The sequence below is a fragment of the Shewanella sp. SG41-3 genome, assembly GCF_014164545.1.
Lineage (GTDB): Bacteria > Pseudomonadota > Gammaproteobacteria > Enterobacterales > Shewanellaceae > Shewanella > Shewanella vesiculosa.
Genome location: NZ_JACJFJ010000006.1, coordinates 173,168 through 189,364, shown reverse-complemented (window position 1 = coordinate 189,364; position 16,197 = coordinate 173,168). Strand labels below are relative to the sequence as shown.

Below are 16,197 nucleotides of genomic sequence, written 5' to 3'. Positions count from 1 at the left end.
CGCTTAGATAAACAACAAAAATGAAGGTGGTTTATTGTTGCTCAGACTTTTTCTTTAGCCCTAATCCTAGCTCTCTACCTCGCTTGCGGGCATAAAATGGAAAAGTGATTAATAGAATGCCAATTAGTACTGATTCAATCACCGCAAACACAAACGCATCGGTAGTGATGTAAGCCAGGGTTAAGCCATGCAATAAATACACACACAGAATAAAGCTGGCCCATGCATAAGTATAAGGATTACCAGTTAAAATACCTTTTAGCGGAAATAATAAAGGTACAATCCATATTAAGCTGAACCCTAGCGAATAGGTGCCATTGATGCCTTGTTGAATAAACCAACCGCTAAGCAGTAGGAGTAACGCAAGGTAACCGATTCGGCTTAGTTGAAACAAGGTTTGGGAAGTCATTATGGTACTCGTTACAGAATAGACAAAACATTTTCAGGAGGACGGCCAATAGCAGCTTTATTGTTGGCTAGCACAATTGGGCGTTCAATTAACTTAGGTGTTGCTACCATAGCAGCAATAAGGTGCGCTTCTGATAAGGATGCATCTGCTAAGTATTGGCTTTTATATTCATCTTCTTTGGTTCGCATTAGCTGGCGCGCCGTTAAACCCAGAAGCTGTAATATGGTCTGTATTTCCGTGGCGGATGGCGGCGTCTTTAAATATTCAACGACTGTGATATCGGCGTTATTAGCCTGCAGTAATGCTAAGGTTTCACGGCTTTTTGAGCAGCGCGGGTTATGGTAAATAATTGTTTTTGCAGTTGTCATGTTTAGAGTCCGTCATTAAAAAATGGCAAACAATAAATTCATTTATTGTTTGCCATCATTCTATCAAAGAATGGCTTGTAAGGTTAAATTATTGCGGCTACTTTAACGCCTCCATTTCCCTATCAGATTGTCTAAATTGTCTTATTCTTGCTTCAATTCTTGCCAGTTGTAAGGTTTTACCATCTGAATAGCGATAAGCATAGTTGAGTTGGTCAATCGCTCCCTTGTAGTTAGCTGATAAGGCCATAAATTCAGCATTACTGTAATACTCGAGGGCTTTGTTATCTAACTTGCGGTACGCATCAGCCATAATTTGATAAGGCAGCATATTCTGCTTATCGAAAAATATCAGTTCCTCTAAAAGCGGAATGGCTTTTTGGGGCTGATCAGCCTGCACATAAATATTGGCTAAGTTAGTATTGATCACCTGTGAAGTTGGTTTTATTTTCCGTTGCGCTTCTAATAATGCGATGGCATTTGTATAGTCTTTTTTCTGATCTAATAAATCTGTTTTGGTATCGATATAAAACAAATTATTGTCATCTTGTTTAAGCAAGTCATCAATGATGACCTCAGCTTGATCAAATTTCTGTAAACGGAAAAGTGCCAGCGCTTTGCCGTAGAGAGCAGCCTCTTTAAAAGTATATTCATTCTTTTTGAGTTGTTGTTCAAATAAAGATAATGCCGCATCGTCACTTAAACTTGAAAAACGCACTTGGATACGCGCTTTGGCTAATTGAAAGTTAAGGCTGTTAGGTACATATCGTTTAGCGTATTGAGCCGCACGGTTACGGGCTTCTGTAATTCGAGACTCTGGTAATGGATGCGTCAGTAACATTTGTGGTGGGGTGGTGGTAAAACGATAACGAATAGCCAGCTGACCGAAAAATGTGGCGGCAGCATTGGGATCGAACCCTGCATCAACAAGAGTTTGCATGCCAATACGGTCGGCCTCTTGCTCATTTGAGCGGGTATAGTTAATTTTTGCTTGTGTTGATAGTGCTTGGGTTGTCGCTAGTGCAGCCATACCTGCTTGAGGGGCTGCTATGGTTAATAAAATAGCTCCTAACATACCCACAATCGTAGCCGTAGAACTTTTCTCTTGTGCTTCAAGTGAGCGCGCAAGATGACGTTGAGTTACGTGAGTAATTTCGTGTGCAAGTACTGATGCCAATTCACTTTCGTTGTCAGCATTTAAAAATAAGCCAGTATGAACGCCAACATGACCACCGAAAAATGCAAATGCGTTAATTTCATCATTGCGTAGTAAAAAGAAATAAAACGGTGTTTTGACTCCTGTAGCATTAGCAACCAGCTTATTGCCCAGTTCTGATAAATACTGACTTAGCACCGGATCACTTAATACGGGGGCAGAAGAACGAATAACCCGCATGTATGCGTCACCGTAAACGGTTTCTTTTTCTAAACTAAAGGTATTAACTGCAGCCGTACCCAGATCTGGAAGATCATTATTGGCAAAACTGTGGCCAATACTGGCGGCAAATAGTACGCTAATTGCGCTCGCGGCCAGTGTTTTTGAAAAGGTCGATAATGATAATTTGCTCAAGCGAAACCTTTAATGATGATTGAATTGAAAATTTAAGCTTAACCAACAAGTTTGCTTAAGTTACATTGCTTGTGGTTTATTGTTCAAGCTAGGATAATAGCCCTAGATTGTTTAAAGCAAGTTGATAATGATTTTAATTGATTTAACACCTTATGTTTGTCCCTATCCTTTGGTAAAAGTAAAACTTTTACTGAGGCACATGGATGTAGATGAAAAATTACATGTACTGTTATCAGACCCCGGTTCACGCCGAGATGTTCCCTTGTTGATAAAAAAAATGGGTTTTGATATTGAAATCATTGCTGATCAACCGCACTGTTTATCATTTATCATCACCAAAACAAATTGAAATTGTATATATATAAGGTTCTTCAATGCTGGAATTTTTAACTGATTGGTGCAAAACCCGTTTTAGTGACCCGCAAGCCATCACCTTAGTGTTTATCATTGTGGGAATTGGTTTGGCATTATACTTTGGTTCTGGTCTGCTTGCGCCATTGCTCGTTGCTTTGGTACTAGCCTTTTTACTTGAATGGCCAGTAGCACAAATGTCGCGATTGGGTATAAGCAGAACGATGGCGGCGTCAATCGTCTTGGTGGTGTTTTTAGGCTTAATGATTATTTTGATGTTTGGTTTAGTGCCCAGTATATGGCGCCAAGGGGTGTCATTGGTAACTGATTTACCTTCTATGATCGATAAGGGTATGTTACTGGTTAGAGAATTTAGTGCCGATTACCCTCAATTTATCAGTGCTCCGCAGCTTGATTCAATGATGGAAGAAATCAAAAAGATGCTCGATACGCAGCATATTATTGATTTAGGTAAACAAATTCTTGGTTATTCAGCGTCATTACTGGTGTTAATGGTGTACGCCATTTTAGTACCATTGTTGGTATTTTTCTTTTTGAAAGATAAAGATTATTTGATAAATGGTAGTAAACGATTTTTCCCCACTAACCGCGGTTTAGCGCGAAAAGTGTGGTTTGAAATGGATCAGCAAATTTTTAACTATATTCGCGGCAAAGTAATTGAAATTGTTATTGTTGGCGTAGCCAGTTATATTTTCTTTGCGATTATGGGGCTAAGTTATTCTGCGTTACTTGGCGTGTTGACCGGATTATCTGTGTTGATCCCTTATGTCGGGGCAACATTAGTGACCTTACCGATTGCGTTAGTGGCATTTTTTCAATGGGGCTTTAGTGCTGAATTTGGTTATTTAATGTTAGGTTATGGCATTATTCAGGCGTTGGATGGTAATGTTTTGGTACCGTTATTGTTCTCTGATGCCGTTGATTTACATCCGGTAATGATCATTGCAGCTGTGTTAGTCTTCGGTGGCTTATGGGGGGTATGGGGCGTGTTCTTTGCAATACCGCTGGCATCATTAGTTAAAGCGGTCATCAATGCTTGGCCCAATAACCAACAGCAACAACGAGTCTCGTTCGACAGTGAATAATCCCTGAAGATCCTCAATTGAGTGATAAAAAAAAGCTAACCCGTTATGGTGTTAGCTTTTTTTATGGACTAAATACGCTGTGCTGATGAACGATGAAAATAGCAGTATGTGTTGCAGGAAAACCGCGCTTAGATGACGTTATTGTATTCGCACTATAGGGGCTTATCTTTACTGTCTTTATCGTCTTCGCTAGAAGGTTGTTGATTAAGTTTATCAGTTGCTTGTTGTGAGCTGTCTTTAGGTGCGGTTTTATCGGTGCTGTCTTTTTGTGCTCCAAACTGAGGCATCTTAAATTTGGCTGAATATTTTAATACTGCAATATTACTCGCGATAATCCCGATGACTAAAATAATAATTAGCCATACTTCATAACCTTCTAAACTCATGGAAAACTCCTGTTTAACCTTAGTATTTATCGCCTTATTGCTTTAGTACTCAGACTAGATTAACACATGTTAGTTAGTCGACAGCTAAGCGCAATTCGCATTTGCGAATATCTTCAGGGGTATCAACTTCTGGTGAGTCAAATGCGCTGATAGCAATTTTAATTTTATGGCCGTATTCAAGAGCGCGAAGCTGCTCTAATTTTTCCAGATCTTCAAGTCTACCTAAAGGTAACTTAGCAAAGGCATTCACAAAACGTTTTGTGTAAGCATAAACACCTAAGTGTTTATAGACAGGGTAGTCGTTGGTATCACGGCCAAAAGGAATCCGAGCCCGTGAGAAATACAATGCATTATAGTCATTGTCAAAGACCATTTTAACGTGCATTGGGTCATCTAGTTCTCTTTTATCGACAATTTCAAATCCTAACGTCGCCATTTCAAACTCACCAGGATGACGTTCAAATAGGCTAATGATTTGCTCAATTGAGATAGGATCAATCAGTGGCTGATCACCTTGTAAATTAATTACTAAATCGTCATCGCTAAGACCCAGTTGCTCAATAGCATCATTAATACGATCGGTCCCAGAAGCAGCTTCAGGGCTAGTCATAACAACTTTACCGCCAAAAGATTCTACCGCGTGTTTAATGCGGTCATCATCAGTGGCAACATAAATATTATCGACACCTTTGGCTAAAGAAGCACGTTCGTAAACATGTTGGATCATGGGTTTACCATTAATCGGGGCCAGCGGCTTGCCCGGGAAACGGCTTGAACCATAACGTGCCGGGATTAATAGAGTAACGTTCATTAATATGACCTATTTGTGTAGTGATTATGGTGTAGACAATAAATAAAAGGGCTCATAAGAGCCCTTTATGATTGAATCTATCGTGTATTATATACGACGGAACAACTTAGTCAGCATTTCGTCGGTAACTTTTTCTTCCCAGCCTTTACCATACACGTTGTCCCAAAGTGGGCCCATGCTCTTGGTCACAGCAACCATCTTAGCGATAGTCTCATCCGGTAAGTCTTTACAGATGTTTTTAGGTAAAGTGATGTTATGAATTTTCATCATTTTACGGAATTCAGTTACGCCTTCTGGGTAGAATTCCTCTAACACATTAAAAGCTAAACAGTTACCAATGCCGTGATGATAGCCCAGCACATAACCTAAGCCGTAAGACACTGCATGACATGCCCCGACTTGACTATAAGCAATGCTCATACCGCCCATATAAGATGCCATCATTAGCTTGTCATCTTTTTCTGCGTGGTCGTCTAAGAACACCTGACGGCATAAATCCATCGATTTTTCAGCGAATGCTTTAGCGAACTCATTTAAATAAGTCCCCTGTAATGATTCAACACAATGGATAAAGCAATCCATACCAGTATAGAACCATTGATCAGTAGGCACTCCGGCAATAAGTTCAGAGTCCATAATGATTTGATCAAATACAGTGTAGTCCGAGTTTAGTCCGAGTTTACGCACCGGGCCGCACAATACTGCTGTACGAGATGCTTCAGCACCCGTACCAGAGACTGTTGGAATACCAATGTGGTGTACAGCAGGATTTTTAATTAAATCCCAACCTTGATATTCTGAAGAACTGCCAGGGTTTGTTAGCATTAACGATACCGCTTTAGCTAAATCCATGGTTGAACCGCCACCTAAACCGACTACGCTTACAGGCAATGTCGTGTTAAAGGCTTTAACTTGAGCCGTTAATCCATCAACTTGTTCAGTGGTGGGCTCTTCATCAACGTTTACATAAATCAGTAAGTCGTGTGCTTTAGTTGGTACGCGGTCAGCCAGTGGCTTACCTTGGTGAACATCATCAACTAAAAAGACCACAAAATCGTTAGCTTCTTTGCGTTCTTGACCTAGTACAACATCAAGTTGCACGAATGAGCCACGGCCGAAAATCATTTTTGGTACGCATTTAAAATTTTTAAAACTCATTACAACAGTCTCCATTGAGATAAGTACTGTAAAAAGTGCTCTGAGCCCTTACAGGCTCAGAGGTGTTTAGACTAGGCAAAAGCACGTTTGATGTTTTCAATACGCTCAGCAATTTGCTCATCTGTCCAAGATAACTTGATCAGCATAGAAATTGTGCGGCTCATGATAGCGTCAGACTTAGGTGTCAGCACCTTAGTATAATCTGGGCGATCAGCAATTAGCATGATCGGTAACGCCGCCGGTGCTTTGAGTTCTTGGATGTGCTTCCAGTTTTTAAGGTAATGCCAGTTGTTAACATACCAGTAAAAACAGCCATCAACTTTGTTGGCAGCCAGCTTTTGGTTAATTTCTTGGGTACGCGCTTCTGTTGGCATCATAAATGTTAAGAAGCCAGCTGAATCGCCTTCAGGATCAGGAATTTCACGGAAAGTGATTTCGGCAATAGAAGCCATAGCATCTTTGATGGTTTTTTTGTTTTTACGCTGAATGGCAATGATTTTATCAAGCTTACGTAATTGCGCTAAACCCATGGCTGCATTCATTTCAGAAATACGGAAATTCAACCCCATAATAGGATGTGATTCTGCACCACGATCACTGCCGACGTGGTCATGACCATGGTCAGAAAACATGTGTGAATGGTTATAAATATCGCTGTTGTTAGTGACAATTGCGCCACCTTCACCACAGGTGATGGTTTTGACTGAGTCAAAAGAGTAACAACCCACATCACCAATTGTACCTAATGCTTGACCTTTATAACTGCCGCCGATAGCTTGACATGCGTCTTCTAAAATCACTAAGTTGTGCTTCTTACACACGGCTTTGATTTCGTCCATTTTCGCCATAGAGCCGCACATATGAACAAGGTTTATTGCCTTGGTTCGTGGTGTGATAACAGCTTCAATGCCCTCTGGAGATAAACATAATGTTTCGTCAATTTCAGCAAAAATAGGCACAGCACCGGCCATAAACACGGCTTCAACAGAGGCTACAAAGGTAAATGGAGGCACAATAACTTCATCACCAGCACCAACGCCTGCTGCTGCCATTGCAGTTTGTAATGCAGCAGTACCACTTGATACTAAATGAGCGTGTTTTACGTTCATCTTTTCGCAAAGTAGTTGCTCCATGTCGCGGGTTTTCCAGCGATCATTGCGCATATGGTCGAAGTTATAACGGAAGGTAAAACCGTTCTCCATTACATCAGCAACTTCCTGCTTTTCCTCAGGACCAAATAATTCAAAACCAGGCATGGAAATCATCTCCTAAAAATTCTGCGCATAGTAGCGCTAAATAAACGGCTTGATTATAACGTTCTTCAGTAGTGGTTCGCGACTTTTATTGCATATTTTTAATAACAATAAACAAAGGCCTGCTAAATAACAGGCCAATTAAAACAGCAGATGAAGATAGATTAAACAGTTATGCTAGATTTTGCCCATTAACACGGCCATTTGTACGGTCAATGGTCACGTCTAAATCAGTAAGCAATCCGTTATCAATCCCATAAATCCAACCGTGTATTGCGACTTCTTGACCACGATCCCAGGCTTCTTGAACGATATTAGTCGATACCACATTTGACACTTGTTCGATGACATTAAGCTCACACAGACGATCAAAACGTTGTTGCTCAGTCATTGATTCAAGGTCGTCTTGATGAATACGGTATATGTCGCGTAAATGACCAAGCCAATTGTCAATTAAACCTAATCGTTCTTTATTCATTGCAGCCCTAACACCACCGCAGCCGTAATGACCAACAACCATTATGTGCTTTACTTTCAGCACATCAACAGCATATTGCAATACAGATAAGCAATTTAAATCAGTGTGAATAACCATGTTAGCAATGTTACGGTGAACAAATACTTCACCGGGCAGGAGGTCGATAATTTGGTTTGATGGCACACGGCTATCTGAGCATCCAATCCACAAGTACTCTGGGTTTTGTTGCTTTGCCAGTTGAGCAAAAAAGGTAGGATCTTCTCTACTGATCCGTTCTGCCCAACGGCGATTATTATCAAATAATGGTTTAAGAAGTTTCATTGATGCTCGAATTAGGTCGTTTTTAAACCTGTAAGTCATTACAGGCTATATGTCATTTTGTTACGAGTATATCAGCAATGCCTATCGATCTGGTCTATCCATTGATGTGATTAATTAAAATTAACTTTACTCAAAAAATCAATAAGATGCTGATTGAAAATGGCTGGCTTTTCGATGTTAGCAAAATGACCCGCTTGTTCAATGTGCAATAATTGACTGCCATCGATAGAATCATGCATTAAATAACTTTCCAATGCGGTACGCAAATAGCCACTTAAGCCAACTGCGATTAATGTGGGTAAAGTCAGTAACTCAACATATTCTAAGGTATCGCGTTTAAAGATAGCCATGTTGGCCATGTTAAGTAATACCGCAAGTTGTGCGCTTGAATAAGTGGTTAGTTGTGTATTGAATTGCGCCACTACAGTACTAAGGTTAGCATCTTGTTGACTCAATTGCTGGATCTCTTTACTGAAAAATAACCCGCTAATAGTTTGTGCAAGTTCAGCTGAGATAGTTTGTTCATTGGCAATTTTTGCCATGAGTCCTTGGTATTTGATGCAGTTAACTTGTGGCTCGAATCCGACAAAACTGTTCAACATCACTAACCCATTGATACGTGCAGGTGCTTGTAAAATAACTTCTGCAGCAATCGCGCCGCCACTACCATGACCTATGATGGCTGCCGATCCAATATCAAGCATATCCATTAATGTTAATACCTGCTGGGCCACATCTTGTAGGTTTTGGGTATTGTCAGGGACTGTGGTTGTTTGACCATGGCCCCAAAAGTCGATGGCGATACAACGATATTGTGACGATAATTTATCAATTTGTCCTTGCCACATGGCACTGGAGGCGAGTAAACCATGGCAAAAAATAACCACAGGCCCATGGCCTTGATCCACGTAATACAGAGGTTGATTATCAATCATTTTATGGGGCATTAAAGTGGACATAACAGACTCATATAAAGGGCTGTGCGCGCAGACATTACGTCGGAGAAGGCGCAACAAAGAAAACATAATGATCAACTAACTCAGTTAGTCGTTCAAGTAGCGGTAATTTTAATGATATTTCTGCAGCAGACAATACTTTTGCTAATTCCAGCGCGCTAAATTCAACTAATAATTCATTTGCCACAGGATAATAACTCATGTGCCAAGGTTCAGGACTGACACCGCTTAAATTGGCTTGATATGGAAAGTAAAATCCAAATTCGCCTGCGTGTAACTTGAGCCAGCGATCTAGCGGGGCGCAAGGGCCGTCGTTTGTGTATTCTGCGGTGACTAATTGCAATGATTGTTGGCTAATACCATTGGCATCATATACATCGAGGTCTGTGCCCCAGTGGTGTCTTGACGCCCCAGGTAACGCAGACCATATCAAAATAGTATCAATCAGTTGTTGTGGTGAAAGACTATTGAATACCACAGGGGTTGAGGTGTTATCTAGCAACGGCCGTTGACCATTGGCTTTGGAATTCCAAATGTTCAATTGACGATCAAACGGCCGATATGCCGAGCATATCTGGACATCAAATCCAGCCATTGATGCCGCGACCTGCAGCTGTTTAAATGCAGTTGCAGTTCGCTGCTCCAGTAAATACTGCCCAATAGAGACCAAATGATGATCGCCTAAACCGTATAGCTTAGCGTGTTCGCTAGGGATATCGATTAAAGGCGATTGGGGCTTTATTTGCACAAGAGTTTTTCCAAAATACGCTCATAGCAATTGGCCAATATTTCTAAGTCAGCCACGTTGACACACTCGTTTACTTTATGAATAGTGGCATTTACTGGGCCTAGCTCCAGCACTTGGGCGCCAGTTGGTGCAATAAAGCGTCCATCTGAAGTGCCACCAGAGGTTTGTGGATCGGTTTCATAGCCAGTCACTTCTCGAATGGCTTCGCGTGTGGCGTCAAGCAGTGGGCCATCTCCGGTTAGAAACGGTAGGCCATTAAAAATCCAATTGATATCATAATCTAAGCCATGGGCATCAAGAATACTCACCACTCGTTGGATCAGCTCTTCTGCTGTGACTTCTGTGGAGTAACGGAAGTTAAACATGACTTGTAAATCGCCTGGGATCACATTTGACGCACCCGTACCCCCATTAATATTAGCAATTTGGAAACTGGTTGGGGGGAAAAATTCATTACCACTGTCCCAATGCATTTGCGCCAGTTCTGTTAGTGCAGGAACCGCCTTATGAATCGGGTTGTCAGCAAGGTGAGGGTAAGCGACATGACCTTGAATACCATTAACGGTCAAATTACCGGTTAAGCTTCCACGGCGGCCATTTTTAACCACATCACCTAACTTATGGGTAGAAGAGGGTTCGCCAACTAACGCCCAAGTCATTTTTTCATTACGAGCTTCAAGGGTATCAATCACGCGGGTGGTACCATTGATAAACGGACCTTCTTCGTCACTGGTAATTAAATACGCGATAGAACCATGATGGTCGGGATGCTTAGCAATAAAGCGTTCAGTTGCGACAATCATTGCAGCTAACGAGCCTTTCATGTCTGCCGCGCCGCGGCCATGTAAATAGTTATCTATGATGGTCGGCTCAAATGGCGGTGTATGCCAGCGGTTCAGGTCGCCAGTGGGGACGACATCGGTATGGCCGGCAAAGCAAAATACAGGATCGCTGTTTCCTCGTCTTGCCCACATGTTAGTGGTGTCTTCAAAGACCATAGGTTCAATATTAAAACCAATGGCAGCAAGACGCTTGGCCATCAGGGTTTGGCAACCTTCATCCAGTGGTGTTACCGAGGGACGTGAAATCAGATCTTTTGCTAATTCAACTACATCGTTATTCATTATGCAAACCACGCTTGGTATTCTGCGACGTTAAAGCCAATCAGTATTTTATCATCATTAACTAACACAGGGCGCTTTACCAACGTTGGATATTGCACCATTAAGGCGATGGCTTTGTCTTGGCAAATATCCGTTTTTTCAGCGTCAGTTAACCCACGAAAACTGGTGCTGCGCTTATTAAATAGCTTTTCCCAACCCGCAATATTAGCCCACTGTGCAACGGTTGTTTCACTCAAGCAATCTTCACGAAAATCGTGAAACGTGTAATCAATCTTTTCGGCTTCAAGCCATTTGCGCGCCTTACGAACTGTATCGCAATTTTTTATGCCATATAAAGTCAAAAGAATACTCCATTAATGTCTATTGGGTTGTGACGTTAAGCTTTAGCTCTCAAAATGAGCTTTGAAGACAGCCTAGTGCAAACTGGATATTAGCAACATTGTGGCATTGTGGGGCGGCTTGAACAAGCCGAAGAAGCTGTTTTGAAAAGATTTCATAATATGCAACCTACGATCGCTTAAGGTGAAGGTTGCATATTATTGTGAAGCGAATGTTTACGACAACTATTGAACAGGGTTGTTAAATAGAACTAGCCAATTTGATGTTACATTTGTACGGTAAAAATAACATCTTTACCAGCAACTACACTACCTTGGGCTTTATCGAGTTGTTTAACATCTTCCATATTAGCCAGTACCACTGGGGTCAATAGGCTGTCGACCTTGCCACGTAAATAGGCTAAATCAAAAGATAAGATTGCTTCACCGGCTTTAACTTGTTGGCCTTCTTCGGCCAAACGTTTAAAACCATTGCCCCTAAGCTCAACGGTGCCAACACCAAAATGGACAAACAATTCAAGCCCTTGTGGTGATTCAATACTAAACGCATGATTAGTCTCAAAAATTTTCCCAATAGTGCCATCAATTGGGGCAACAATAAATTCGCCCTTAGGATCGATAGCAATACCATCGCCGACAATTTTTTCAGCAAATACCACGTCAGGTACTTTTTCGATTGCGACAATATCACCCGATACAGGTGCATAAATGGCAATACCACCGGTTAGCGGTGGTTGGCCTGAAATCAGTCGTCGAATGCGGCTTAAAAATCCCATAAGAACTAGCCCCTTTTATTAATATTTTTATGCGGTTAATTGTAAACGGCTATACTCACTTTACCAACATTATTTGTGTGATTAAACGCAATCTTGTGCAAAAGCGTTAATGGCTTTACGAATATCCGTAATGCGAGTTAACTGTGTGATGTGTTGTGCATGGTGAACAAAATGACTGTAATTACCCTCGATTAATGCCACTTTCACGTCTAATAAATTGGCCGGATTGATACTCAATTCATCAAGACCGAGTCCGACTAATAAAGGTAAGACTTGTGGGTCGCTGCCAAGTTCACCACATAAAGATACCTTAACCTGAGCCTGTTTACAGTGACTTACTGTCATAGAAATCAGCTGGATCACAGCAGGCGATAATGGAGGGTATTGTTTGGCTAAATTCGGATTGGTGCGATCGGCCGCTAAGGTATATTGAGTTAAATCATTTGTACCAATACTGACAAAATCAAGCATTGGCAACATGCTGGGTAAATTAAATACAGCAGCAGGGGTTTCAACCACAATACCATAGCTCAGTGTTCCGAAGCCTTTTTCTTGCTGATTTAATTCTTGTTTAGCACGTTCAATTAATAAGAACGCGGCGTCAAGTTCTTCGACTTGACTGACCATGGGGAACATTAATCGAACTTGGCCATGATTTGCAGCCCTCAGTATCGCTTTTATTTGAGTGATGAAGGTTGCTGGGTGCGCCAAACTATAGCGAATACCCCGAATGCCAAGGGCAGGGTTATCTTCATTGGTTTGCGGCAAGCAAGGAATTTCTTTATCGGCGCCAATATCAAAGGTTCGAATGGTCAGTACTTCACCTTGTAAGCTGTGAAGGGCATCACTATAGAGTTTATATTGTTGTTGCTCATCTGGCAGTGCTTTGGCATTCATTAATAAAAATTCGGTGCGAAACAAACCAATGCCTTGAGCCCCTACATCGGTGATGTGAGATATTTCGCTTAAGTTACCCACATTTGCGAGTAAAGTGATTTGATGGCCATCACGAGTTTGACTGGGTCTATCTTTGTAAATCATCAAGGCTTGGCGACGGACTACTTCTTGTTGTTGTTTTTGTTTTAATTGCTCAAAAACTTCCGTTGAAGGTGCAACATGTAACTCGCCTGACATGCCATCTAAAACCAGTTGTGCTCCATCTTCAATAACATCATTGGTTTGCGAAAATTGGTAATTAAGCAATGCAGGAATACCTGCTGCACGCGCCAAAATTGCGGTATGGCTGGTTAGCCCGCCTGATTCGAGGATCAGTCCGGTAATGTGGGTTAATGGTAATATCGCAAATTCAGCAGGGGTTAAATCATCAGCCAGTAATATGGTGTCTTCGGTAAGAGCGGATAAGTCCCACTGTAAATGTCCATGTAACGCACTGGTGAGGCGCTTGGCTAAACAAATAATATCAATGCTACGATTTGCTAAATATGGGTCGTCTAATGCTGACATTTCTACAGCATGTTGATTAAATATACGATCAACCGCCACCGCAGCACATACTCTAAATTGGTGAATATGTTGATGCAGTTGTTGCTGCAGCTCCTCGTCTTCAAGCAGGATAATATCACTATCAATCAGTTGAAAATGATCACACTCAGGACACAGATGATGTTGGCAGTGTTGTAAATGAGCAATAAGCTGATGAATAGCTTGCGTTAATTTTTGCTGCTGATCGTCAATTTGTTCAATAGAAAGCAGTTTAAAATCAAGTGGCGGCAGTTGATTGGTGATAGTCAGTGCTTTACCAAAAGCGATACCAGCAGAAACAACGATTCCATTGATTGACATTAAGTTGTCCTAATTAGCTAAGCGTAACGAGCAGTGAGGCAATTTTATCAACCGCCGCTTGCTCATGCTCACCAGAAGCAAATACCGTGACAGACACACCTTGGTATAGGCCTAATGTTTGTAACTTAAACAAACTTTTGGCACTGGCTTGTTTGCCATTGCACTCTACCATAACGTCACAAGCAAATGCTTTAGCTTCTTTGACTAACAAAGCCGCAGGACGTGTATGAATACCATGAGGAGCAACAATGGTGACCGTTTTTTGATACATAAATAAAATACTCAGTAACGAATGACAACTAAATACTCATTTAACTAAACCATTCAAATAGACTGACTAAAAATACGATTTAGCTTAGGCCATATTTGAGTTGAAGTGTTTAGGCATTTAATCTGATGGCCATAATATACCCTAAAGTGATCAGCGCTAAAAGTGATGCTCGGCGCAAAGTCTTTAGCTGTTTCGATATTACACCATTAAGTTGGACAATTAGATGTGCTCTGAGGCTGCCAGTGATTTACTCGACTGGCAGCAAGAGTGAAAGGGACTAGATTTTGAACTGACCTAAGGTTTGGCTCATGTCGACACTAATAGTCTGTAATGATTGCGCTGCCTGGCTGTGGGTTTCATTTGCCATTAATGACTGTTCGGTGAGTTCTGAGATAGTACTGACGTTGACATTAATGTCTTCGGTGACTAATGCTTGCTCTTCTGTAGCACTGGCTAGTTGTGCTGTCATGCTGCTGATATTATCAATTAACGCTAAAATTTCGCTAATGGCATCACTAGACTGCATCGCTTTTGATTGTAACTGGGCAGACTGCTGTTGTGTGCTGGTAATACTCTGAATAACCGATTGAATACCAGTCTGAATTTCACTAATAATGTGATTAATTTCATTTGTTGATGATTGCGTTCTATTTGCGAGCGCTCGCACTTCGTCTGCTACTACAGCAAAACCTCGACCATGTTCACCTGCTCGTGCCGCTTCAATGGCAGCATTGAGTGCCAGCAGATTAGTTTGATCGGCAATACTGCCAATCACATCAAGAATACTGCCAATTTCAGCAGATGATTGGCTCAAGGTTAACGATACCGTTTCTGCTTGATGTAATTCATTAACCAAACTTTCTGTTTGTGCAACGGTTTGCTGCATTAATTGTTGGTTTTGTTTGGCTTGATGCTTCACATTTGTTGCACCGTCAGCCGCATCCTGAGTGTTACGAGCCATTTCTTGGCTAGTGGATAACATCTGATTAATTGCCGCAGCAACACTTTGGGTTTCACTGTGCACTTGGTTAGCACTTTGATTGGACATGTTAACCGTGCCTAACAAATGCACCGCTTCATTATTCAAGGTATTCCCAAGCGGTTGTAGCGTTGCAACCATATTGGCAATTTTAATCACAAATTGATTAAACCCATGTGCTAATTTGGCCACTTCATCATTACCTTCAGTTGACAAGCGCTGGGTCAAGTCACCTTCACCTTTAGCAATTTGCTCCATGGCATCAATTGTCACGTTCAGTGGCTGGGTAATTGAGTGGTTAAGTAATAAAAAGAACCCAAAAATAGGCACCGAAATAATCATCATAATAATGAAATAATCAATGATAATTCCCGTCATGCTGTTATTAACACTGTTGACGTTAACTTGAGTGATAATGATCCAATTCATTGCCGGATAATACTTTGCTGCGGCTAATACGGTTTGAGATTGATTTTGTTGATTAATTATCTCAAATTGTGCCTGAGCAGTTTGCTGTTGTTTAGCTGTGCTAATAAGCTGTTGGTAAGATCTTGCTCCATCAACGGCCCCTAAGTTACTGATTGGCTTATTGATTGAGTCAGGATTTAGTGGATTAACAATAATATTATTTTGATTATCAATAATGATAAAAGCTTGATCTTCAGATACCTTAATGTCGCTGGCAAACTGAGTGATTGCTTGGACACTGGTATTAGGATCTGCGAGCTTGAATGCATCAAGTGTGCTATTTAACAAGGTCACTTGTCCAGTAACCTGCTTGAATTGCTCCTCGATTAAATGATTGTATTGTTCCTTTATTGAAAAAGAGCCAAAAACGACTGTGCCGACAGCGGCCAAAGCTAGCATTATAAATAAGCGCTTTAAAATGGTTAAGCGTCGCAATAATCCAATCATTGTCTATCCTAGTATCATATATCCATTTAATGTGGCGAAATTATAGTGATTTTATCAAAAAACTTAAGCCTAAATTATT

18 protein-coding genes are annotated in these 16,197 nt (G+C 41.2%); 2 read left to right on the top strand and 16 right to left on the bottom strand.

Features of this window, described 5'->3' with window-relative positions; all coding sequences use genetic code 11:
- Positions 1-31 precede the first annotated feature (31 nt).
- The 3 genes from H5164_RS13500 to H5164_RS13490 form a co-directional block, all read right to left on the bottom strand.
- Positions 32-409: a DUF2069 domain-containing protein gene (locus H5164_RS13500; RefSeq protein ID WP_124015915.1), complete on the bottom strand. Its 378-nt coding sequence runs from the start codon at positions 407-409 to the stop codon at positions 32-34.
- Between the two features lie 11 nt (positions 410-420).
- Complete coding sequence (gene arsC / locus H5164_RS13495) at positions 421-777, bottom strand: arsenate reductase (glutaredoxin) (RefSeq protein WP_182742647.1); 357 nt, start codon at positions 775-777, stop codon at positions 421-423.
- A 97-nt stretch (positions 778-874) separates the two neighbouring features.
- Entirely contained in the window at positions 875-2,308 is a 1,434-nt protein-coding gene (locus tag H5164_RS13490) for a M48 family metalloprotease (protein WP_259396813.1), read from the bottom strand.
- A 163-nt stretch (positions 2,309-2,471) separates the two neighbouring features.
- On the opposite strand from H5164_RS13490, the gene H5164_RS13485 reads away from it, so the two are divergent.
- Entirely contained in the window at positions 2,472-2,693 is a 222-nt protein-coding gene (locus tag H5164_RS13485; RefSeq protein ID WP_124015918.1) for a sulfurtransferase TusA family protein, read from the top strand.
- A 25-nt stretch (positions 2,694-2,718) separates the two neighbouring features.
- Positions 2,719-3,801 (top strand): AI-2E family transporter, encoded by a 1,083-nt coding sequence (locus H5164_RS13480; protein ID WP_124015919.1) that lies wholly within the window; start codon positions 2,719-2,721, stop codon positions 3,799-3,801.
- Positions 3,802-3,953: 152 nt separating this feature from the next.
- Here the strand turns inward: H5164_RS13480 and H5164_RS13475 are convergent, their stop codons facing one another.
- The 13 genes from H5164_RS13475 to H5164_RS13415 all read right to left on the bottom strand — a co-directional run bounded on the left by H5164_RS13475 (position 3,954) and on the right by H5164_RS13415 (position 16,118).
- On the bottom strand, positions 3,954-4,187 hold the full coding sequence (locus H5164_RS13475; protein WP_182722788.1) for a DUF2897 family protein: 234 nt from the start codon (positions 4,185-4,187) through the stop codon (positions 3,954-3,956).
- 73 nt (positions 4,188-4,260) lie between these two features.
- Positions 4,261-4,998: an 8-amino-3,8-dideoxy-manno-octulosonate cytidylyltransferase KdsB gene (gene kdsB, locus H5164_RS13470; protein WP_124015921.1), complete on the bottom strand. Its 738-nt coding sequence runs from the start codon at positions 4,996-4,998 to the stop codon at positions 4,261-4,263.
- A gap of 87 nt (positions 4,999-5,085) precedes the next feature.
- Complete coding sequence (kdnB, locus tag H5164_RS13465; protein WP_182722789.1) at positions 5,086-6,156, bottom strand: 3-deoxy-alpha-D-manno-octulosonate 8-oxidase KdnB; 1,071 nt, start codon at positions 6,154-6,156, stop codon at positions 5,086-5,088.
- A gap of 71 nt (positions 6,157-6,227) precedes the next feature.
- Positions 6,228-7,412 (bottom strand): 8-amino-3,8-dideoxy-alpha-D-manno-octulosonate transaminase KdnA, encoded by a 1,185-nt coding sequence (kdnA, locus tag H5164_RS13460; RefSeq protein ID WP_124015923.1) that lies wholly within the window; start codon positions 7,410-7,412, stop codon positions 6,228-6,230.
- Between the two features lie 169 nt (positions 7,413-7,581).
- Positions 7,582-8,208, bottom strand: coding sequence for a carbonate dehydratase (gene can, locus H5164_RS13455; protein ID WP_124015924.1), 627 nt, complete (start codon positions 8,206-8,208; stop codon positions 7,582-7,584).
- Between the two features lie 110 nt (positions 8,209-8,318).
- Positions 8,319-9,167 carry an alpha/beta fold hydrolase gene (locus tag H5164_RS13450; RefSeq protein ID WP_182756655.1) on the bottom strand — a complete coding sequence of 283 codons (849 nt, stop codon included), beginning with the start codon at positions 9,165-9,167 and terminating at the stop codon, positions 8,319-8,321.
- A 34-nt stretch (positions 9,168-9,201) separates the two neighbouring features.
- The gene (locus H5164_RS13445) at positions 9,202-9,912 is read right to left on the bottom strand and encodes a M15 family metallopeptidase (RefSeq protein WP_310736188.1); all 711 of its coding nucleotides are present in this window, start codon (positions 9,910-9,912) and stop codon (positions 9,202-9,204) included.
- A complete protein-coding gene (gene dapE / locus H5164_RS13440; RefSeq protein ID WP_124015926.1) occupies positions 9,903-11,036 on the bottom strand; it encodes a succinyl-diaminopimelate desuccinylase in 1,134 nt (377 codons plus the stop codon). Before dapE ends, H5164_RS13445 begins: the two co-directional genes overlap by 10 nt.
- Positions 11,036-11,377, bottom strand: coding sequence for an ArsC family reductase (locus H5164_RS13435; protein ID WP_182756653.1), 342 nt, complete (start codon positions 11,375-11,377; stop codon positions 11,036-11,038). The genes dapE and H5164_RS13435 overlap by 1 nt, the downstream gene beginning before the upstream one ends.
- A gap of 263 nt (positions 11,378-11,640) precedes the next feature.
- Positions 11,641-12,150, bottom strand: coding sequence for a PTS glucose transporter subunit IIA (gene crr / locus H5164_RS13430; RefSeq protein ID WP_182756650.1), 510 nt, complete (start codon positions 12,148-12,150; stop codon positions 11,641-11,643).
- Positions 12,151-12,231: 81 nt separating this feature from the next.
- Entirely contained in the window at positions 12,232-13,953 is a 1,722-nt protein-coding gene (gene ptsP / locus H5164_RS13425) for a phosphoenolpyruvate--protein phosphotransferase (RefSeq protein ID WP_182756648.1), read from the bottom strand.
- 13 nt (positions 13,954-13,966) lie between these two features.
- Positions 13,967-14,224 carry an HPr family phosphocarrier protein gene (locus H5164_RS13420; RefSeq protein ID WP_124015930.1) on the bottom strand — a complete coding sequence of 86 codons (258 nt, stop codon included), beginning with the start codon at positions 14,222-14,224 and terminating at the stop codon, positions 13,967-13,969.
- Positions 14,225-14,501: 277 nt separating this feature from the next.
- Entirely contained in the window at positions 14,502-16,118 is a 1,617-nt protein-coding gene (locus H5164_RS13415; protein ID WP_182756638.1) for a methyl-accepting chemotaxis protein, read from the bottom strand.
- Positions 16,119-16,197 lie beyond the last annotated feature (79 nt).